At 48.8% G+C, this 20883-nt stretch carries 13 protein-coding genes and 1 tRNA gene; 7 read left to right on the forward strand and 7 right to left on the reverse strand.

The annotated features are described in order from the left end of the window. Nucleotides 1–6: 6 nt before the first annotated feature. The 3 genes from addB to trxA all read left to right on the forward strand — a co-directional run bounded on the left by addB (nt 7) and on the right by trxA (nt 6864). The gene (addB, locus tag AB1K62_RS02730) at nt 7–3003 is read left to right on the forward strand and encodes a double-strand break repair protein AddB (RefSeq protein WP_367001033.1); all 2997 of its coding nucleotides are present in this window, start codon (nt 7–9) and stop codon (nt 3001–3003) included. After that, nucleotides 2996–6427 (forward strand): double-strand break repair helicase AddA, encoded by a 3432-nt coding sequence (gene addA, locus AB1K62_RS02735; protein ID WP_367001034.1) that lies wholly within the window; start codon nt 2996–2998, stop codon nt 6425–6427. The genes addB and addA overlap by 8 nt, the downstream gene beginning before the upstream one ends. A 113-nt stretch (nt 6428–6540) precedes the next feature. Further along, nucleotides 6541–6864 (forward strand): thioredoxin TrxA, encoded by a 324-nt coding sequence (gene trxA / locus AB1K62_RS02740; protein WP_367001036.1) that lies wholly within the window; start codon nt 6541–6543, stop codon nt 6862–6864. Here the strand turns inward: trxA and AB1K62_RS02745 are convergent. Further along, nucleotides 6861–7661 carry an inositol monophosphatase family protein gene (locus AB1K62_RS02745; RefSeq protein WP_367001038.1) on the reverse strand — a complete coding sequence of 267 codons (801 nt, stop codon included), beginning with the start codon at nt 7659–7661 and terminating at the stop codon, nt 6861–6863. The two genes, trxA and AB1K62_RS02745, sit on opposite strands and share 4 nt — an antisense overlap. 31 nt (nt 7662–7692) lie before the next feature. Continuing rightward, nucleotides 7693–8868, reverse strand: a complete 1176-nt coding sequence (gene argJ / locus AB1K62_RS02750; RefSeq protein WP_367002043.1) for a bifunctional glutamate N-acetyltransferase/amino-acid acetyltransferase ArgJ — start codon at nt 8866–8868, stop codon at nt 7693–7695. On the opposite strand from argJ, the gene AB1K62_RS02755 reads away from it, so the two are divergent. The 3 genes from AB1K62_RS02755 to AB1K62_RS02765 all read left to right on the forward strand — a co-directional run bounded on the left by AB1K62_RS02755 (nt 8757) and on the right by AB1K62_RS02765 (nt 12899). Further along, on the forward strand, nt 8757–9266 hold the full coding sequence (locus AB1K62_RS02755) for a hypothetical protein (protein WP_367002079.1): 510 nt from the start codon (nt 8757–8759) through the stop codon (nt 9264–9266). The two genes, argJ and AB1K62_RS02755, sit on opposite strands and share 112 nt — an antisense overlap. Before the next feature lie 109 nt (nt 9267–9375). Then, nucleotides 9376–12102, forward strand: a complete 2727-nt coding sequence (gene secA, locus AB1K62_RS02760) for a preprotein translocase subunit SecA (protein ID WP_367001040.1) — start codon at nt 9376–9378, stop codon at nt 12100–12102. Nucleotides 12103–12152: 50 nt separating this feature from the next. After that, nucleotides 12153–12899 carry a sulfite exporter TauE/SafE family protein gene (locus AB1K62_RS02765; protein ID WP_367001042.1) on the forward strand — a complete coding sequence of 249 codons (747 nt, stop codon included), beginning with the start codon at nt 12153–12155 and terminating at the stop codon, nt 12897–12899. 76 nt (nt 12900–12975) lie between these two features. On the opposite strand, the gene AB1K62_RS02770 is transcribed toward AB1K62_RS02765, so the two are convergent. The 3 genes from AB1K62_RS02770 to moaA form a co-directional block, all read right to left on the reverse strand. Then, a tRNA-Asn gene (locus tag AB1K62_RS02770) sits at nt 12976–13050 on the reverse strand. 63 nt (nt 13051–13113) lie between these two features. Continuing rightward, nucleotides 13114–13887: an NAD kinase gene (locus tag AB1K62_RS02775; protein ID WP_367001044.1), complete on the reverse strand. Its 774-nt coding sequence runs from the start codon at nt 13885–13887 to the stop codon at nt 13114–13116. Then, nucleotides 13884–14870 carry a GTP 3',8-cyclase MoaA gene (gene moaA, locus AB1K62_RS02780; RefSeq protein ID WP_367001046.1) on the reverse strand — a complete coding sequence of 329 codons (987 nt, stop codon included), beginning with the start codon at nt 14868–14870 and terminating at the stop codon, nt 13884–13886. Before moaA ends, AB1K62_RS02775 begins: the two co-directional genes overlap by 4 nt. Nucleotides 14871–15116: 246 nt before the next feature. On the opposite strand from moaA, the gene AB1K62_RS02785 reads away from it, so the two are divergent. Then, the gene (locus AB1K62_RS02785; RefSeq protein ID WP_367001047.1) at nt 15117–17087 is read left to right on the forward strand and encodes a GGDEF domain-containing phosphodiesterase; all 1971 of its coding nucleotides are present in this window, start codon (nt 15117–15119) and stop codon (nt 17085–17087) included. A gap of 16 nt (nt 17088–17103) precedes the next feature. Here the strand turns inward: AB1K62_RS02785 and mfd are convergent, their stop codons facing one another. Next, nucleotides 17104–20574 (reverse strand): transcription-repair coupling factor, encoded by a 3471-nt coding sequence (mfd, locus tag AB1K62_RS02790; protein ID WP_367001049.1) that lies wholly within the window; start codon nt 20572–20574, stop codon nt 17104–17106. Between the two features lie 33 nt (nt 20575–20607). Further along, nucleotides 20608–20874 (reverse strand): succinate dehydrogenase assembly factor 2, encoded by a 267-nt coding sequence (locus tag AB1K62_RS02795; protein ID WP_367002044.1) that lies wholly within the window; start codon nt 20872–20874, stop codon nt 20608–20610. Nucleotides 20875–20883 lie beyond the last annotated feature (9 nt).

Raw genomic sequence — 20883 nt, forward strand, 5'->3', positions numbered from 1 at the left:
TTCCCTATGAGCGCGAGGCGACAGCCTGCTATTTACAATATCGCTGCGCATGGCGGTTTTGCCGACGCGCTGGCACAAGGTCTGATTGATCGATTTGCTAAAGATCCTTTGGGGTTGGCGAGGGGACTGGTTATATTGCCCAATAACCGGGCGCGGCGCGCAGTTCATGACGCTTTTGTCAGGCTGAGTGAGGATGGTTTGCTCTTGCCGCAAATGGCGGTGATCGGTGATTTGGAACTGGACGAATCAATCGGCGTAGCGCTGGACCGTGGGGAACTGGCACTGGACATTCCGCCCGCGATTGACCCGCTTGACAGATTGCTGATGCTGGCGCGTCTGATAGAAACTGAGAGCGCGGCTAGGGGCAATGCTCTATTGTCTAAAGACGCTCTGCGGCTGGCGCGTGAATTCGCGCGGACTATGGACCAGCTTACGGTTGAAGAAATCGCGCTCAAAGAGCTTTTTGACATTGATGTAGAGCCTGAATTATCCAGCCATTGGCAGGATTCACTCGCTTTCTTTCGTGTTGTTGCCGAGCAATGGCAAGAAAAATTGCAGGAAATGAGCGTCGTTGATGAAGCGGCGCGCCGCAATGCGATTTTCGATCAAAGTGTAAAGACCTGGAAAAGCAGACCGCCTGACAATTTTCTCGTGGCGGCGGGTATCACAACCTCTGCACCGGCCATTGCGCGCTTTTTACGGGCTATCGCGTTTTTGCCAGACGGTATGGTAGTGCTGCCTGATCTTGATATGGTCATGGACGATGAAGAATGGGGTTTGCTTGGCCCGTTCGTGCCTGATCCCGAAAGCGGAAAAATTAAGCGCGCACAGGAAACCCATCCGCAATATCATATGAAGCTGCTGCTTGAGCGTATGTCGATTGCGCGCGCAGAAATCATGCGTTGGCCCAGAATCGGAACCAGCGGTGCTGCAGCAAAGCGTAGCCGGGCGCTCAGCAATGCCTTTGCTAATCCCCAGCTAACGGATCGGTGGCAGCTTCTTGAGACCAATGACCGCAGCTTGGCCGGTGTGCAGGTTATCGAGGCACGCAATAGTGCCGCGGAAGCCCAGATGATTGCACTATTGGCGCGGGAAGCTCTGGAAACGCCGGAGCGCCGTGTTGCGATTATTACGCCGGACAGGGCATTGGCAGGACGGATATCAGCGCATCTGGAACGCTGGAAAATTACAGCAGATGATACGGCCGGGCAGCCTTTGTCGAAAAAACCGCAAGGCATATTTTTTCTGGCATTATTGTCGGCTACTACAGACGGCTTCCCTCCAGCAGAATTTTTGGCCTTGCTAAAGCACCCATTGGTTAAGGCGGGGGATGAGCGGCTTGACTGGCTGAGACAGGTTCGCAAACTTGATCTGTTGATGCGTGGTCCCCGATCTGCGCCGGGACTCTCGGGCATTGATAATTTGTTCCACAGCGAGAACGGTAGAACCATAGCGTTGCGTAAGGATTTGTTGCCCTGGTGGAAGGAAGTACGCGCGATATTCGCGCCAGCGGAAAAGGCGTTAAGCGGTGCGATTGGTTGGGCCGAAATGCTTGCAGAAATTCGCAAACTGGCAGAATTGTTGACGGGTGGTCAGGTCTGGACGGGGCCTGCGGGGCGGCAATTGGCTGACTTTCTGGCCGAAATGGAAGAACGCGCAGCATTGGGGCCGATGAATATCCAGTCGCGGGAGATCGCCAGCTATTTTGAGACATTTTTGGCTGATATTCCGGTCCGTCCTCCTTATAGCGGGCATCCGCGTATTGCTCTTTATGGCCTGTTGGAAGCGCGGCTTCAACAAGCTGATCTGGTCATTTGTTGTGGCCTCAACGAGGGCAGTTGGCCGCAAGCCATAACGCCGGACCCGTGGCTGGCCCCGATGGTGCGAAAATCGCTGGGCCTACCGGCGCAGGAACGGCAAATCGGTCTGTCAGCGCATGATCTGGTTGGCGCAATGGGCGCGCAAAATGTTGTGCTGACCCGCGCAGAGCGTGACGGCTCAGGTCCTGCTATCGCATCACGGTTTCTGCTTCGTTTGAAAGCCATGTGCGGCGATAGTTTGAAAGAGCATCCTGCCGCCCAAAACTGGGCACAGCGCATTGACCAGCCGGAAAAACTGATCAGGATCGAGCAGCCCGCGCCAATGCCGAGCGCGGAGCAGCGTCTGGTGAAACTGTCCGTCACCAATGTCGATCGCCTGATTGCTGATCCTTTCGCCTTTTATGCTGCAAAGATCATGGGGCTTGGCACACTGGACATGATTGATGCGGAGCCAAGTCCGGCGTGGCGTGGTTCGATCATCCACGATATATTGGATAAATGGGCGAAAGAGGATGACTATGAGCCTGATGCGCTGAAAAAACGCGCCCATGATTTCCTCAACGAACGGTCATCTCATCCCTTGATGCGGACGCTGTGGACTCCCCGGTTGATTGAAGGGCTTTTATGGATAGCGCAAACCGTGGCCCAGCAACGGGAAGAGGGGCGCATACCGATTAAATCCGAGCAAAGCGGCAACGCGAACATAGCCGGTGTCGATCTGTTCGGCATAGCGGACCGGATCGACCGTATGCCGGATGGCGGACTGGGCATTGTCGATTATAAAACGGGCAAACCACCATCAAACAAGCAAGTGAGCGAAGGCTTTGCCCTGCAACTGGGTTTATTGGGCGCTATTGCGGAGAAGGGCGATTTCGGGGGGCTATCAGGCAAAGCGAGTGGTTTTGAATATTGGTCGCTGGCAAAGCAAGGCGGCAAGGATAATTTTGGCTATATTGCTTCCCCTACCAACTCCCGTAGCCGCGACAGGATTGAAACAGACCGGATGGTCGATCATGCTGTGGAAGAACTGGCCAAAGCCGTGGATAGCTATATTCTGGGCAAAAAACCTATGATTGCCAAGCTCCATCCGGAATATGCGCCTTATGCCGATTATGATCAATTGATGCGGCGTGAAGAATGGTATGGCCGCGCTCCAGAACCAGCGGAGGGCGATCATGAGTAACGCAAAAACCCTGCACCCTCTGGCTGATAAGCAAAGTGAAGCGGTGCAGCCGGACAATAATATCTGGCTCAGCGCCTCTGCCGGAACCGGAAAAACGCATGTTCTTGCAGCGCGCGTTTTTCGCCTATTACTGCGCGAGAATGTAAGCCCGGAACATATTTTATGCCTGACCTTTACCAAGGCAGGAGCCGCGGAAATGGCGGACCGGATTCACAAGCAACTGGCAAGCTGGGTACGGCTTGATAATGCGAAACTGGCAGAGGATTTGTCGGCTATCGGCGCTCCGGTTGATCCGGATACCCGGGAATATGCGCGGACATTATTTGCCCGCGTTCTCGATGCACGCGGTGGCGGCTTGCGGATTATGACGATCCACAGCTTTTGTCAGGCTTTGCTGGCCAGCTTTCCCGCAGAGGCGGATATTCCGGCGCTGTTCAAGCCGATTGAAGAACGTGACCAGAAAATTCTGGCGCGTCAGGCATTAAGCGACCTGCTGCTTGACGAAGAGGCGGCAGGCAGCACCGATATTATTCAGTCTATTCAGGCGCTGAGCATCCGTATGGGTGAAGAAGCAGCCGAACAATATCTTATGAAATGCGCGTCCAAGCCGGATGCGATGGAAAAGCTGCCTAGCGGCGTTCTGCCCTTTGTTCGGGGATTGCTGGATTTGCCCATAGATGGCGATGCACAAAACTGGTTAGAGCAAAATTGCAGTGACGATATGTTTGATATTGCCTCTTTGGAGGAAATGTCTGGAGCGCTGGCCGATTGGAATACAAAAACAGCCAAAGGATATATCGAGCAGATACAAGATTGGCTCGCCGCCGATATACCCGCTCGCGCAGCAAGCCTGTCTGACCTTCATAAAATTTGGGCTAAGACCGATGGCGACATGCGCGTTGTTGCAAAGGGGCTGGATAAAATCGCTCCCCATTATGCCGATCTATGCACCGCAATGTATGACCATTGCCGTCAGCTTATCGAAACCAGAACGCTGTTTGATTATGCCGACCTTTTTGCCGGCGCTTTGAATGCAGGCCGTGCTTTTTCCCATCGCTATGCAGAGGCCAAAAAACTGCAAGGCGTGGTTGATTTCGATGATATGATCCGGATGACGGCAAAGCTGTTAAATCAGGGGAATATGTCGGAATGGATCCGATATAAACTGGACCAGCGCACAGACCATATTCTGGTCGATGAAGCGCAAGATACCAATCTGGCGCAATGGGATATTGTCCGGGCACTGGCCGGGGAGTTTTTCGCTGGCTTGGGAGCCAATGCTGACAAGGTTCGGACGTTATTCACCGTCGGGGATTTCAAACAGGCTATTTTTGGTTTTCAGGGAACCAGTCCGCATAATTATGTCAAAGCGAGGGAGGAGTTTTTTGATAGAGCAAAAGCATCGGAGCGTGATTTTAGCGACCTGTCCCTTGACCGCAGCTTCCGTTCCATGCCTCCGATATTGGCAGTAGTTGATAAGGTGCTGAGCTATATAGGCGAAAAAGAACTGGGCCTCGACAAACCTATCCCACCCCATAAAAGCCATCATGCGGAAGGCACCGGAAGCGTAAGGCTGTTACAGCCGGTTGCCCATAATATGTCTGGTGATCCCGACGATGAAGAAAACTGGCTAAGCGAAGAAAAGCTTATTTTTGCACAAAGGCTTGCGCTGCAAATCAAGGAATGGCTTTCTCCGGAAGCACCTTTGTGGCTCAATCATCAAAACCGTCCGCTGGAACCTAAAGACATCATGATCCTTGTCAGCAAGCGGGACGAGTTAAGCAATCTGATTGTGGCCCGTCTGTTTGCCGAAAATGTTCCGGTTGCAGGTATTGACCGCATAAGGCTGAACCAGCCATTGGTGGTACAGGATATGTTGGCCACCATTCGATTTGTTTTACAACCGAATGATGATCTGAACCTTGCTTCTATATTGGTGTCACCGCTTTTGGGCTGGTCACAAGAGGATTTGCTTGCGCGCGGATATCGCGGGAATGATCACAAGGACCAGAGCCTGTGGGAGTTTTTGCGTAGCCAAAAAGAGCTTGCGGAATTTATAGAACCGCTGCGTGAACTTTTAAATATGGCGGATTTTAACACGCCTTATCAGTTTTTGGAAAATATTATGTCCGGCCCGATTGAAGGGCGCAAAAAACTGACGGCGCGGCTTGGTCATGCGGCGCTTGATCCGATGGAAGAGCTGCTGAACACTGCACTGGCTTTTGAGCAGGACCATATTCCGACCTTGCAGGGATTTCTCGACTGGTTTGATCGCGGAGATGTGGAAATTAAACGCGACCAGATGGAAGGGGGTAATGAAGTTCGATTAATGACGGTTCATGGTGCCAAAGGGCTGGAGGCTCCACTGGTTATCCTTGCCAATGCGACTTTTGATCCGGCAAACAAGAAAAGTGGCGGGTTTGATATTTCCGATCCCAGAGAAAAAGAGGCTGAATACGAATATCCCGTTGTGCCGATCCGCAAAGCAGAGCGTATCGGATTGCTCGATGCCTATGCGACAGTGGCGGACTCACGCGAACGTGAAGAGCATTGGCGGCTGTTATATGTGGCGATGACACGGGCAGAAGAACATCTGGTCATTGCCGGAACCTTGGGACCAAAGGCCAAAGGCGTTGTGCCGGAAGGTAGCTGGCATCATGCCGTTGAGCAGAGTTTGATCGCGCTGGGAGCAGAGCAGACGGATTCGACCCGCTGGATTTCCGAACGCATTTATGCTGGCCCGCAAGCAGTAGGCAAGCCCAAGGGGCAATCAAAAGCCATTAAAGCGACTGATAAACCGATGGTTCTCCCTGAATGGATGTTTGCTCCAGCGCCAGAGGAAGCACGGCCTCCACGCCCGTTGACGCCGTCCGACCTTGGCCCCGATGATGCAAGTAATCCGCCGCCCGCCCAGGCAATGCGCGATGCAGCGGAGCGGGGCAAGCTGCTCCATAGCCTGTTTGAGCGTTTGCCAGACATTGCGCCTGAAAAGCGTGAGCATATAGCAGACCGCTGGTTAGAGAAACAAAAGCGCGTAAAAGATGTTTCGCAACGTAAGTCGTTGATCGATACGGTAATGTCGGTTTTGAACAATCCCGATTGGCTGGATTTATTTTCGTCGGAGAGCTTTGCTGAAGCGCCAGTTGCAGCGGTTGTCGATCAACATGTTATTTCAGGAACGGTGGACCGATTGTTAATCACCGATGATTTGATAACGGTTGTTGATTTCAAAACCGGCCGTTCGGTGCCGCAGAACGCAGCCGCGGCACCGGTGTCCTATCTGCGCCAGATGGCTGCTTATGTTGCTGCGCTGGAGAAAATATTTCCCGGGCGCGAGATAAAGGCGGCTTTGCTCTATACCCACGGGCCAAGTTTATTGGAGCTTTCAGCCGACCTTGTCGACACCCATAAACCGGGCCAATAAACCTGCCCGACAATCCAAACTATGAATGCCCATGCAAAAGCTTTTGAGGCTAATGCTTGAGCAATGAAGTCCTCGGCCCTAAATAGGGGTTAAACCAGCAAAGGAGGCCACCTATGGCTACAAAAGCAATTACCGATGAAAGTTTTGAACAAGATGTTTTGAAAGCGGACGGGCCTGTGCTTGTCGATTTCTGGGCAGAATGGTGCGGTCCGTGTAAGATGATCGGCCCTGCGCTAGAAGAAATCAGTGATGAGCTGGGCGAGAAGGTGACTATCGCCAAGCTGAATATCGACGATAGTCCCGATGCACCCGGTAAATATGGTGTACGCGGAATACCGACGATGATCTTGTTCAAAAACGGTGAACCCGTAGAAACCAAAGTCGGGGCCGCTCCGAAAAGCCAGTTGAAATCATGGCTTGAAAGCAATCTGGCTTAATCGCTGAATATATGACTTAATTTTTCGGCAGCCTCATCCCAAAGTGCAGGGGATGAGGCTCCGAGTAATCCGGTTTTGCGATCTGCTGGCCGGTAGCCATCTCCGTTCCAGCGCGCGGCCTTTCCGCCAGCTTCGTTCAGGAACAAGATACCTGCGGCATGATCCCACGGCAAGGTCCGCTCAAACGTAGAAATATGGTTGGTGCCTAACGCCAGCCGTGGATATTGTTCGGCGGCGCAGCGCGGAATATCAACGATCTGATAACGGCCCTCTGCTGCGCGGAGGAGCTTGTCACGTTGCGGGGGTGACATAAAGCCGGTGGCGAGCGCAGCGACCGGTTTCTCAGCGTGCCTTTCAGGCGCGGTGCATCTCTCGCCGTTAATGAAGGCGCCTTGTCCTTTGGCTGCATAACACATGCGGTCGTTTAGCGGATCATAGAGCCAGCCTGCGACAGTCTCATTCGCCTCCGACAAGGCAACGATGATTCCGAATGGCGGTTTTCCGGCGGCAAAATTTCCTGTGCCGTCAATGGGGTCAATTATCCACGCCTGATCATCCGTCAGATGGTCCATGACAGTCGGATCAAGCGCGCTAGCTTCCTCACCAACAATGGCAGCGCCGGGGAGCAAGGCGGAGAGTTCTCTGCCAAGCATTTCCTCGCTCAGCTTGTCGGCTACTGTGACCAAATCGCCGGGAGATTTCTCTTTAATATCAGTGATTTGCAGGTTCTGATAATGCGGCAGGACAACCTCATGGGCAACACGCCGGATGATGGCTTGAACCGATTTCCCAATCATGCGATAGTGACTCCATTCGTTCCACTAAGCTCTAGCTTCGGTAGTCGGCATTGATCGCGATATAGCCATGGGTCAAATCACAAGTCCAGACAGTGGCTTTCCCTCTACCGATGCCAATATCAACGCTGACATCAATCTCGGTTCCCTTCAAATGCGCCGCAACCGGTGCTTCATCATAGTCCGGAACCACCAGTCCATCACGTGCTACTGTAACGCCGCCAAACCCTATTGATAGCTTGTCACGGTCCGCTGGTTCTCCTGCTTTGCCAACCGCCATGACAATCCGGCCCCAATTGGCATCTTCACCGGCAATGGCGGTCTTTACCAATGGGGAATTCGCAATCGACAACGCAATCCGTTTGGCACTGTCATCGGTTTCCGCCCCGGTTACAGCGATCTCTATGAACTTGCTCGCTCCCTCACCATCGCGAACCACAAGCTGAGCCATTTGAAGGCAGATGTCACTTAAAGCAGCCTGAAAAGCATCTGCACCCGGGTCATCAAATGAACTAAGGGCAAGGGCACCATTCTGACCTGTCGCAAACGCCAAGACAGTATCGCTGGTAGATGTATCACTATCTACAGTAATGCAGTTAAAGCTCTTTTCGGTCGCAGCGCTCAACATCTCCTGCAGAAAACCAGCATCCACAGCCGCATCTGTAAAGATATAGCCGAGCATTGTCGCCATATCAGGCGCAATCATACCAGACCCTTTGACAATGCCGTTCAGCTGCACGGTTTTACCATCCACAACCGCACTGCTAGTCGCCATTTTGGGGAACGTATCGGTAGTCATTATAGTGGCAGCGGCTTGTTCCCAAGTGCATGGCTCTGCACTGAACGCAGAGTTCAAACCCTTTTCAGCTTTGTGTTTTGGTAACGGCTCACCGATGACACCGGTTGACGATACGAAAATCTCTTCCTTCGTACAGTTCAAATGTTCACTTACCAATGATAGAATAAGCTCAACTGCCTCTTTGCCACGGTCCCCTGTGAATGCATTGGCATTGCCGGCATTAACAACAAGGCCACGTGCCTTCCCTTTGGTTAGAGCGTTACGACACCACTCTACTTCGGGCGAAGGGCATTTGCTCTTTGTCAGAACTCCCGCAACAGAACTATCCTTTGGTAGCTCGATATAAGTTAGATCGCAGCGATCCCACTGCTTGTACTGTGCACGAGCTACGCGGCATATCACCCCGGAAATTACTGGAAGTATCGCTCTATGAGTTGGCGCAAGAGGAGATATGGTTTCTGACACTTAACTTGCCTTTATCTATTGGTTTGCTAAAAAGCTCGCAATCTGACAAGGCCTTATTGATGAACGTCTACATTGCAAGTTTTATGTTGCTGCTCTTCAATGCAGTTGGTGTTTATATGCCGACTGCTAATGTAGCTACTGAGACAGCAGAGGGTCAGGATGCTTCTCTTACAGAAATGGCACAATCAACGGTTCTGGATGATGCTGAGCGTGTTTTGACCATTAGCAGTACTATCACTCCTGCATGGGTTGCTAGTGCATATAGTGCAAAACCAATTTGGCCTGTTACGCCAGTTAACATGACATCCGGCGATAAGCTTGAGCATGAAGAGGGCGCACCTTAGTTTTTGTATTGGACTATCATAATATTGATCTGTCCCTGATCATCCTTAAATACGAACGAGAATTGGGCTTTTAATACGCCCATCACCTATTTGAACATCGGAAATCATTATGCTCGGCAGTCTTGCCAAATCTTTATTCGGGTCATCTAACGACCGTTACGTGAAATCAATTATGAAAGTGGTTGATCAAATCAATGCTTTCGAACCGGAAGTTGAGCCACTGACTGATAGTGAGTTAGCGGCAAAGACACCTTATTTTCGAGAGCGGATCGCTAAGGGTGAAACGCTGGACGATATATTGCCGGAAGCATTCGCGGTCGTCCGTGAGGCCGCGAAACGAACCTTAGGGCAGCGTCATTATGACGTGCAGATGGTCGGTGGTATCGTATTGCATCGCGGTGAAATTTCTGAAATGCGCACAGGTGAAGGTAAAACGCTGGTTGCAACATTAGCCTGCTACCTTAATGCCATTGAAGGCAAGGGTGTTCATGTTGTTACAGTGAATGATTATCTAGCACGCCGCGATGGTGAGTGGATGAGCCAGGTTTATAATTTCCTCGGAATGAGTGTTGGCATCATTGTACCAAATATCGGTGAAGATCAGCGACGAGAAGCTTACGCTGCGGATATCACCTATGGCACGAATAATGAGTTTGGGTTCGATTATCTCCGCGATAATATGAAGCATGACCGCGATCAGATGGTGCAGCGGCCATTCAACTTTGCGATAGTCGATGAAGTGGATTCAATTTTGATTGATGAAGCACGGACACCGCTCATCATATCAGGACCAACCGACGACAAGTCAGAGTTATATATATCGGTGAATGCAGTTGTTCAGGATATCACCGAAGAGGATTATGAAAAGGACGAAAAAAGTCGCACTATTTCCTTGACAGAAGAAGGCACAGAAAAAGCTGAGCGTTTGCTTGAGGCTGCAGGGTTGCTCGAAGGTGACAACCTCTATGATTATGAAAACACTCAGGTTGTCCATCACCTAAACCAGGCCTTGATGGCAAATGTTATGCGTAAGCGTGACACTGATTATATCGTCAAGGATGGTAAGGTTATAATCATTGATGAATTTACTGGTCGTATGATGGAAGGACGCCGTTGGTCGAATGGCTTGCATCAGGCTGTTGAAGCGAAAGAAGGTGTTCAAATCGAGCCTGAAAACCAGACAATGGCATCAATTACTTTCCAGAATTACTTCCGCATGTATCCCAAATTATCAGGGATGACCGGTACAGCTGCGACAGAAGCTGCTGAATTCTTTGAAATCTATAAGATGAACGTTGTAACCATTCCTACGAATAAACCGATTCAACGAATTGATGAGAATGACGAGTTTTATAAGAATACCCATGATAAATTCGCGGCAATTGCAAAGAAAATCAAAGAACATAGTGATAGAGGGCAACCTGTTCTAGTCGGCACTGTTTCCATAGAAAAGTCAGAGCTTTTGTCTGACTTTCTTAAAAAAGAGAATGTCGCACACAATGTTCTCAATGCTCGTTTTCATGAACAGGAAGCACATATCGTTGCTCAGGCTGGTAGCCCGGGTGCAGTTACAATCGCGACTAACATGGCTGGTCGCGGGACGGATATTCAGCTTGGCGGTAATATTGATTTTCGTATTGAGCAAGAACTGGATGGAATGGAGGAGGGGCCAGAGCGAGATAAGGCCATTGCCAAGATCGAAGAGGAGGTTCGGGCGCTGCGTGAGGAAGTACGCGCGGCGGGCGGATTGTTCGTATTGGGAACGGAGCGACATGAAAGTCGCCGTATTGATAACCAATTACGCGGCCGTTCCGGTCGTCAAGGTGACCCCGGTCTCAGCCGTTTCTACCTCTGTCTAGAAGACGACTTACTGCGAATCTTCGGGACAGAAACAATGTTCGCCAAAATGATGAATAAAAATCTGGAAGATGGTGAGGCAATCGGTGGAAAGTGGCTATCAAAAGCGATTGAAACTGCACAGAAAAAAGTTGAAGCGCGCAATTATGAGGCCCGTAAGCAGGTCGTTGAATATGACGATGTTATGAATGACCAGCGCAAGGTAATTTACGAGCAGCGGTCTGAAATTATGGACGCTGAGACCGTTGGTGATGTTGTAGAAGATATGCGTCATGAAACGGTCAATGCTATAGTAGCGGACAGTTGTCCTCCGGGCAGTTATCCGGAGCAATGGGATATAGAATTACTCAAAACCCGTGTTGAAGAGGTTTTTGGCCTTACTCCAGACATTGACGCTTGGTTAACAGAAGATGCTGTCGAGCCGGAAATACTAGAAACACGTATTGCCGAATTGGCCGATGCAGATTTCAATGCGAAGATTGAACAGATTGATCCTGAAATCTGGGTTCAGATTGAAAAATCAATCTTGCTAGAATCGCTCGACCACCATTGGAAAGAGCATCTTGCTACACTTGATGCATTGCGTCAGGTAGTCTTCCTTCGTGCTTACGCCCAGAAAAAGCCTTTGGATGAGTATAAACAGGAATCTTTTGGCCTATTTGAACGCATGCTGGAGGTGATCCGTGAGAGTGTGACCAAGACGATTGCGGTAAGTCAGTTCCACCGTCAGGAAGACATTGAGATTCCGGAGTTGCCAGAGCTGCCCGATTTCTTGACGACACATATTGATCCCTTAACTGGTGAGGATGATAGTAACGATATAGATGGTGGTTCGCTGGGAACAGTCTCTACAGCTTTACCGCCTAGGCAGGCGGGAACTCTTAATGTTCCGTCGGAGGCATTTGAAAACGTTAGCCGCAATGCTCCTTGTCCATGCGGATCTGGCCGGAAATATAAACACTGCCACGGTAAATATTGACGCTATGACCGGTACCCGCTGACATGGGCATAGGCCTAGTCGGTATTGCATTGCTTTTTGCGCTGACAGCTGCACTTTATGCTTCTGTCGGCTTTGGCGGCGGTTCTACTTATATTGCTTTATTGTCTCTGGCTGATTTTAATTATCGCGTACTGCCAATCATAGCCTTGCTCTGCAATATCATTGTAGTGATAGGCGGCACTTGGCGGTTTCAGAAACGTAAGTTGATAGATTGGCGCCGGATAGCACCAATATTCTTGCTATCCGTTCCCGCTGCTTGGGTGGGCGGGCGTTTGTTAATTGATAAAGAAAGTTTTCTAATTTTGCTGAGTTTATCGCTCGCAATTGCAGGATTGTTATTGTTGGCCGAGCCCACCTTTCGCCGGGAAGTCCTAGCTAGTAAAGCCCACTGGACTCAGGGTAGCTGGTTTGCACCTGTTTTAGGCGCTGGTATCGGGTTTTTATCTGGAGTAGTGGGAATAGGAGGCGGTATATTTCTAGCCCCAATATTACTGCTCACCAATTGGGCAGATAGCCGAAAAATTGCAGCAACGGCGAGTGTATTTATACTGGTTAATTCGATTAGCGGACTAGCCGGGCAATCAATGAAAGTAGACTGGGAGACGGCTGCTGATATATTGATAGGCTCCTGGCCATTGTTTATAGCAGTATTACTTGGTGGTCAGATCGGGAGTTTCATGGCTAGCAAGACGCTTCCTGAGATATGGATAAAGCGCTTAACCGCAATGCTTATACTATATGTTGCAGCACGTATTATCTGGCAGCAGTTTATTTAAAATTCCAACAAGCTTCAGTGCTTATTTCAAAACTACCGATTCAAGCAAAAGCTGAAACATTCCGTAGTAAGAAAAGTGGCTCCCCGGGACGGATTCGAACCATCGGCCAATCGATTAACAGTCGATTGCTCTACCACTGAGCTACCGGGGAATAGCTACGATTTGCATCGTAACGAGCGGGGCTATAGCAACGTCATTCGTGTCCGGCAAGCCATCAAACAACAAATTGTTCCATCGCAATCCGATCATCCAGAGCATGCTCCGGATCAAACAGCATGGTTAGTGTCTGATTACGGTCAACGGAGATTGTAACCTGTGCAATATCACGTACTTCTTGTTGGTCGCCAACCGCACTTACAGGCCGTTTTTCAGGGTTTAAGACGGTGATTCTGATCGGCATTTTATCTGGTAATATGGCACCTTTCCAGCGTCTTGGGCGGAACGGACTGATCGGGGTGAGAGCTAACAAATTTGATCCTAAAGGTAATATCGGACCATTTGCGGACAGATTATAGGCTGTTGAACCTGCAGGTGTCGCGACTAGCACACCGTCACAGACAAGTTCTTCAAGCATGATTCGGTTATTAACTTCAATTTCCAACTTTGCTGTCTGGCGTGTCTCTCTTAGCAATGACACTTCGTTAATTGCGGGTAGAACAAAGCTAGCCCCGGAAATTGTCTCGACCTCCATTTTCAATGGCTTAACTTTAAAAGAACGTGCGGATTCGATCCTTTTGATCAAATCGTCTTCGTGCCAGTTGTTCATCAAAAAACCGACTGTGCCCAAATTCATTCCATAAACCGGCATTATTTTTCGTCGGTTAAGCATTTGATGTAAGGTTTGCAGCATAAAGCCGTCACCGCCTAAGACAACGGCTTGGTTCGCCTCCTCAACGGGCACCCAGTCTATTAGCGACTCTAGTTTCTTACCAGCCTCTTGTGCCGGGGCAGTGGGGGAGACAATTAGCGCCCACCGTATTCCATTCATCCGCCCGTGACGTTCATATGACGCTCCAATATCTTTGCGGACCCTTCTAACTGGTCATTAAAATCATGTCGTAATGGTTTGAGCTTCAATGCCTTTTGTAGCATTTGGTCAACCGCTTCAATTCCTTCATTGCGTACTGCGGCGCGTAAATCAACATGCGCGTCGTGTCCGAGACACATATATATTTTGCCATCGGTCGTCAGACGCAAACGGTTGCAACTGTCACAGAAATTATTACTCAAAGGGGTAATGAGCCCTAGCCGTAGCCCTAGTGGTTCCACGCCCATATATCGCGCTGGTCCTGCGCTTTTATACTCTATCGGATTTATGGAATAGCGTTCGAGCAATGGAGAAATAAATTCTTCAGCTTTGATATGTTCCAGTTTTCTATCTGCGCCAACATCGCCCATCGGCATAGTTTCGATAACTGTCAGATCGTGACCGTGTTCCGCACAATACTCCACCATGGGTATCAAGTCATCTTGATTGAAGTCTCGCAAAGCAACCATATTAATTTTTACTTTTATGTTTGCTTGCCGGGCGGCAGCGATGCCTGCCAATACTTGATCTACTTTTGCACCACGGGATATTTCTGCAAATTTTTCTGGATGTAATGTATCCATGCTGACGTTGATCCGCCGCACATTGTGGTAGGCGAGATGCTCAGCATATTCCGTTAGCAAAGAACCATTGGTGGTTAGCGTCAATTCCGCTAGCTCACCGGTTTTGACCTTTCGTCCAAGCCGTTGAATTACATCCCGCATGTCTCGCCGAACAAGGGGTTCGCCACCTGTCAGGCGAATTTTTTTTATGCCATGACCGATAAAACGTTCCGCGATCAGAGTAATTTCCTCGAGAGATAGTAGCTCTGTCCTAGGCATGAAGACCATGTTTTCGGCCATGCAATACTGGCAACGAAAATTGCATCGATCGGTGACCGAGATACGTAGATAGTCAATTTTGCGACCGAATCCATCAAACATGATTTCATTCCGTTCAAAAGTTGAAGTGAATCGTAACGTTTTGTTTGGAGGCAAGCAACGGCCTATAAAGATTTACATGCTATGAAAAAGCGTAGGGGAGGCCGGACTATTGTTGGGTGAAACAATAATATTGGTAATAGGGGTATAGTAACAGGGGTATATTAGATCACTCAGAAAATCTCATCTTTTTATGATCAAAAAGCTACCAAAAATCTGTTTTTATTGTCTTTTTATGATCGGGACCCTTTGGCAGCAAAAATATCTGCTATTGGATGGCGGGTTAGTTCTGCCCGACGCAAGGAAGGTTTGCAGGGTCGGTTCTTATCATCCAATGCGTTAATAGCGGTGATCGATTTACGCGAAGCAACTGATGATGGTCTGCGGGCTATTTCAGATATCTCAGCATCAGTCGATAAATGCGGTATTGCTATTTTGGCTTTGGCAGATCAAGGATCGCAGGATGACATCGCTGCAAAATGTCATGATGCGGGCGCAACTCATTTTCTGGATATTGCCAATCCGAATGCTGACATCCAGCAATCCTTAAATTTTGCTTATCGCTATGTTGAAGATATTCGTGGAGGTATCGAAGAAACCCGGCAGTTGAATAAACTATTGTCGAAAGCTGATGAACAATGGTTTTTATCGAAGAAGGCAGCAAGCCAAAGCTGGGTAAGTGAGAAGTTAAATGCCAGTCTTAAAAAAATAGACTTTAACAGCTATCCTGCCACTGGCATCTACCGTTACCTTTCTAAAGAAGAGCGGTCCCGTGTGCGTGGCGCTATGGGACGGTTACGAAACGGGTCAGCACAAGCAGCTGTAGTGCATATGTTGAACGATGAAAAAGTCATTCATCATTTACACGATACAGGAGCCCAAATCCACGGACGTTTAGAACGGGTAGAACAGAATGAAGCAAGCCATGGATGGGTGGGCCGTGATCTTTTATCAGGTTTACGTAATGGTATTGTAGCTCGAAGCTGGATGCGGACACGTCTAAAGCGTGGCAATGATCTAGGGTTAATAATCCTCGGCATCAGAAATTTTGAGACGATAAATGCCGCTTATGGTAGGACAGTCGGTGATCAGGTCATGCGCCGAATAGGACAGCGACTCATTACTGAAACGATCAATGAGCAATCAGATAAGTGTATGGTCGCAAGAATGGACGGTCAGAATTTTGCAGTCAGCAAAATATGGGATGAGTCATCTGATGATAATATTGGGAATCTTGTTAACGATGCTGAACGGCTATTGTTTCGTTGTTTTAAGCCAGTTAGCCTTGAAGGCCGTAAAATTGGACTAGATGCGCGAGCCGGTATTGCATCCGGACCTGATGCAACTGACGAGACATTATTAATCAGACGCGCAAGCCTAGCATTGGCTGAAGCTATGTCTTCCGGTGCATCGTCTGTTAAAATCAGTAATTCTTCCAAAGATGATCTACTACTGGAGCAACAATTGGAAAGCGATTTGATCCATGCGCTTGAGCGTGATGAAATCGCTATTGTGTTGCAACCACAGATAAAGGTTAGCACCGGACAATTAGTAGGCGCTGAGGCTTTGGCCCGATGGAATCACCCTAGGCTAGGTTCTCTTGGGGCAGCTATATTATTCTCGGTGGCTGAGCGAGCTGGCTTAATGAAGCTGCTATCATCACATATACAGAAACAAGCTTTTGCAACGGCAGCAAGATGGCCAGAAAGTCTTTCTTTTCTGCGCCTATCTGTCAATGTTACCGCCGAAGACATCGCTAATGATGAATTTGTGACAGATATGAAGCAGAGCATTGTTCGATCAGGATTTTCGTTAGATCGTACTACGATTGAAATTACCGAGTCCCATTTGATCGGAAATCTCTCAAGCGCTGCTCTACGACTTTTAGCTATCCGAAAGCATGGAGTCCGCATAGCGATTGATGATTTTGGTACAGGGTATAGCAGTCTGGCTTACCTTAAAAATTTGCCGCTTGATTATCTTAAAATTGATAGCGGTTTAACAGGAGATATTAGTGGGTCAGTCAAGGATCAGGTAGTTGTAAAATCTGTAATTGATATGGCACGAAGCCTTAATCTTAGCATTATTGCCGAAGGCGTTGAGACGGAAGCTCAATTGAGTATGCTAGCCAATCAAGGCTGCGATTATTTTCAAGGGTTTTTGCGATCGGGGCCGATATCACCCGAAGAATTTGAAATATTTGCTTTGAGAAGCAACTAACAGACTTGTGATAGGGTTACCCGGTCTTCTGCTGTGCCAGTTTTGACAGTCCGCTAGTGAGCTGTGTTAGGCCGTGGAGCCGTGATTTTGGATCACGCCAGCGACGTTCAATAAAAAGTTTATTGTCCGGCCTTAAACGTGCTGTCCCTTTCAAGCGCTCTGCATAAGCAAGAAGGCCCGATACATTAGGGAATTGATCATTATGAAAGCTGACTAGCGCGCCGCGCGGACCCATTTCAATCTTGCCGATATGAGCTTTGACACAATTTAATTTGATTTCCATCAACTTGAGCAGATTATCAGTCTCCACAGGTAATTCTCCAAAACGATCGATCATTTCGGCAGCAAAAGCCTGTATTTCCTGATGGGTTTCCAGATTATTCATGCGGCGATAAAGCCCCATACGCAGTGACAGATCCGGAACATATTTCTCTGGGATTAAAATGGGGGCATCGACCGTAATCTGCGGTGAGAAGTTTTCCGTTGCAGCATCCAGTCCCGCGCTTTTGGCTTTGGCTTCAAGAATCGCATCTTCCAGCATGGATTGATAAAGTTCAAACCCAACCTCACGGATATGACCGGATTGTTCATCACCAAGCAGGTTACCCGCACCGCGAATATCAAGGTCATGGCTTGCCAATTCAAATCCTGCACCAAGGCTATCCAGATCGCTAAGAATCTTCAGCCGTTTTTCAGCCTTCTCAGTGATAATTCTGTCTTTTGGCGTCACCATATAGGCATAGGCACGCGTCTTGGATCGTCCAACCCGCCCGCGTAGTTGATAGAGTTGAGCAAGACCAAAACGGTCCGCGCGGTGGATTATTAAGGTGTTGGCGCTTGGGATATCAAGACCGCTTTCGACAATAGTGGTAGCCAGTAATACATCATATTTTTTGTCATAGAAGGCAGACATACGCTCTTCGACCTGTGCTGCGGGCATCTGTCCATGAGCAACTACATAGCTTATCTCTGGCGCATATTCCTTCAAAAATCTTTCAATATCCGGTAGGTCAGCAATACGCGGCACGACGATAAAACTTTGACCACCGCGATAATGTTCGCGCATGAGCGCTTCGCGTAGCGGAACCGGATCCCACGGCATTACATAGGTGCGAACAGCTAATCGATCTACTGGTGGTGTCTGTATAACCGACAAGTTTCTTAATCCGGTCATAGCCATTTGCAAGGTTCTGGGAATGGGAGTCGCGGTAAGGGTTAGGACATGCACATCCGATTTCATCGCTTTTAGACGTTCTTTATGCGTCACTCCAAACCGTTGTTCTTCATCTACAATAATCAATCCAAGTCTTTGAAACTCAATTGATTTTGCAAGCAATGCATGGGTGCCGACTACAATATCTATATTGCCGTTTGTCAGACCTTCTTTGGTTTTCTTGGATTCGGCCGCAGGGACGAGCCGTGACAATCGTCCTATGTTTAAAGGGAAGGGACGGAAGCGTTCCTCAAAATTGGTAAAATGTTGCCGTGCCAATAAGGTAGTCGGAGCGATAATCGCTACCTGCATTCCGGCCATTGCCGCTGCAAAGGCCGCCCGCATTGCCACTTCCGTTTTTCCAAAGCCGACATCACCGCAAACCAGACGGTCCATCGCCTGACCGGACCCCATATCACTAAGCACTTCTTCGATAGCTTGCTGTTGATCATCGGTTTCCTGATAAGGAAATCTGTCAACAAATCCGGCCATGTCACCAGATTCTATACGTGCCGGTGTTGCAGGTTGAAGGGCGCGCGCCGCCGCTGTTTTCAGTAACTCATGTGCAATCGCTCTAATACGTTCTTTGAGCTTGGATTTACGGCGCTGCCAGCCTTCACCGCCCAACCTGTCAAGCACCACGGTATCACCGCCTTCACCATAGCGGCTAAGAACGTCAATATTTTCCACAGGTACGAAAAGCTTGTCGCCACCAGCATATTTAAGGGAAACGCAGTCATGGGGACTTTCACCGACAGGAATTGAGACAATTCCCTCATATAAACCAATGCCATGTTCCAGGTGGACTACCAGATCACCCAGACTGAGTGCTGAAAGTTCTGCGATAAACGCATCACCGCTTTTTCGACGTTTTGACTTACGGACGAGGCGATCACCGAAAATATCCTGCTCAGTCAATAAGGCCAGTTCATCAGTGCGGAAACCTGCGGATAAAGGCAGAATGGTCAGGGCAACAGTCGCACTGTCAGCACGACATGACTCCCAATCATCGCACAGTAATAGTGATTTAACTCCATGATCCGTCAACAAATCAAATAGTCGTGCTCGAGAGCCTTTGCTATAACTTGCTATAACGACAGTGGTGTCGGAATTGGTTAAAGTATTCAGATGAGAGGTAAGTGCTTTATAGACGTTTTCGTTGCGGGCGCGTTCTGGTGAAAAATCGCGAGGCGAAGATACGGAAAGAGATATTGTGGTGCTGGATTCCGGTTCATCAAATTCACTGATGATGTGAATAGGCCCATCTACTTGTTGTTTGCGCCATTCTGATGAATCCAGATAAAGCATTTCCGGCTTTAATGGACGGTAACTTGATAGATTCGCCGCATCGGCTTCTTGCCGGTTTTTATAATAATCCTGAATAGACGAAAATTGTGCATCCGTAGCCGATGTAACTGCGGCATCTCGAAAAACCAAGGCATCGTCAGGGATATAGTCGAAAAAACTGGCAAGCTGCTCTTCGATTAAAGGAAGCCAATGTTCCATGCCAGAAAGCCGTCGGCCTTCCGAAAGGGATTGGTATAGGGGATCGCTCGTGGATATGGCACCAAATAACTCCCTGTAGCGAGTGCGGAAACGAGTGATACTGGCTTCTTCAAGCAACACTTCGGACACTGGCAATAAATTAAATTCATCAATATTACCAACGGTGCGTTGATCAGCAGGATCAAATTGCCGCAATGTTTCAATTTCATCACCAAAAAGGTCAATACGTAAAGGCATGTCTGCGCCCGGTGGGAATAGATCAATAAGACCTCCGCGTGCCGCAAACTCTCCGCTATCAGCGACAGTATCAACCCGCACAAAGCCATTAGCATAAAGAAATGAAACCAGTTTTTCCTGCTCGATGACTACGCCGGGTGCCAGCCGCGTAACTAGTTCATTCAATCGCGCTGGCGTTAAAACTCGCTGTGTAACTGCATTAGCAGTGGTGATAACAAGTCGATCGCCGCTAGAAGGTTTCGCTAGTTGAGACAGGGCGGCTATGCGTTCGGAAGTTATATGCAGCGCAGGAGAAGCCCGGTCATACGGTAGACAATCCCATGCTGGAAATTCAATGATTTCTAGGTCGGGTTGAAAATAACGAGCAGCCTCGGCTACCGCACTCATTGCAGTGTCGTCTGTGGCTATGAATACTGTGGGTTTGCCCGATTGTACAGCTGTATCCGCGATAAAATAAGGACGATAACCGCTTGTTACACCGGCGATCGTTATCTCATCTGCTGAGGATAATAATTTTTTTAAATAGGACACGTGTAGGTGCTATATCCGATTATATAGGATTATTCATTTGGTAAAATCAAAATAATCCAGCTTTTGCATGGCGGCCATCTGCTCATTCTGGAATTGAGCGGGCGGAATCTGCTTACCGATTGCCCAAGCCATGATATCGACATCTTCTTGTTCGAGTAGCATTTCAAACCAGTCAATTTCGGTGTCCGACCAACTATGGCCCCATTTATCAAAAAATCCGCCTATCATATTATCGGCTTCACGGGTGCCGCGGTGCCAACTGCGGAAATGAAGCCGTTTAAGCCTTACTTCGCGTTCCATATCTGCCAC

It is taken from the genome of Parasphingorhabdus sp. JC815, from assembly GCF_040717415.1.
In the GTDB taxonomy this organism is placed as follows: domain Bacteria; phylum Pseudomonadota; class Alphaproteobacteria; order Sphingomonadales; family Sphingomonadaceae; genus Parasphingorhabdus.

Coding starts and splice junctions, on each gene's coding strand:
- addB (WP_367001033.1), top strand. CDS start 7: ATGAGCGCGAGGCGACAGCCTGCTATTTACAATATCGCTGCGCATGGC.
- addA (WP_367001034.1), top strand. CDS start 2,996: ATGAGTAACGCAAAAACCCTGCACCCTCTGGCTGATAAGCAAAGTGAA.
- trxA (WP_367001036.1), top strand. CDS start 6,541: ATGGCTACAAAAGCAATTACCGATGAAAGTTTTGAACAAGATGTTTTG.
- AB1K62_RS02745 (WP_367001038.1), bottom strand. CDS start 7,661: ATGATTGGGAAATCGGTTCAAGCCATCATCCGGCGTGTTGCCCATGAG.
- secA (WP_367001040.1), top strand. CDS start 9,376: ATGCTCGGCAGTCTTGCCAAATCTTTATTCGGGTCATCTAACGACCGT.
- AB1K62_RS02775 (WP_367001044.1), bottom strand. CDS start 13,887: ATGAATGGAATACGGTGGGCGCTAATTGTCTCCCCCACTGCCCCGGCA.
- moaA (WP_367001046.1), bottom strand. CDS start 14,870: ATGTTTGATGGATTCGGTCGCAAAATTGACTATCTACGTATCTCGGTC.
- AB1K62_RS02795 (WP_367002044.1), bottom strand. CDS start 20,874: ATGGAACGCGAAGTAAGGCTTAAACGGCTTCATTTCCGCAGTTGGCAC.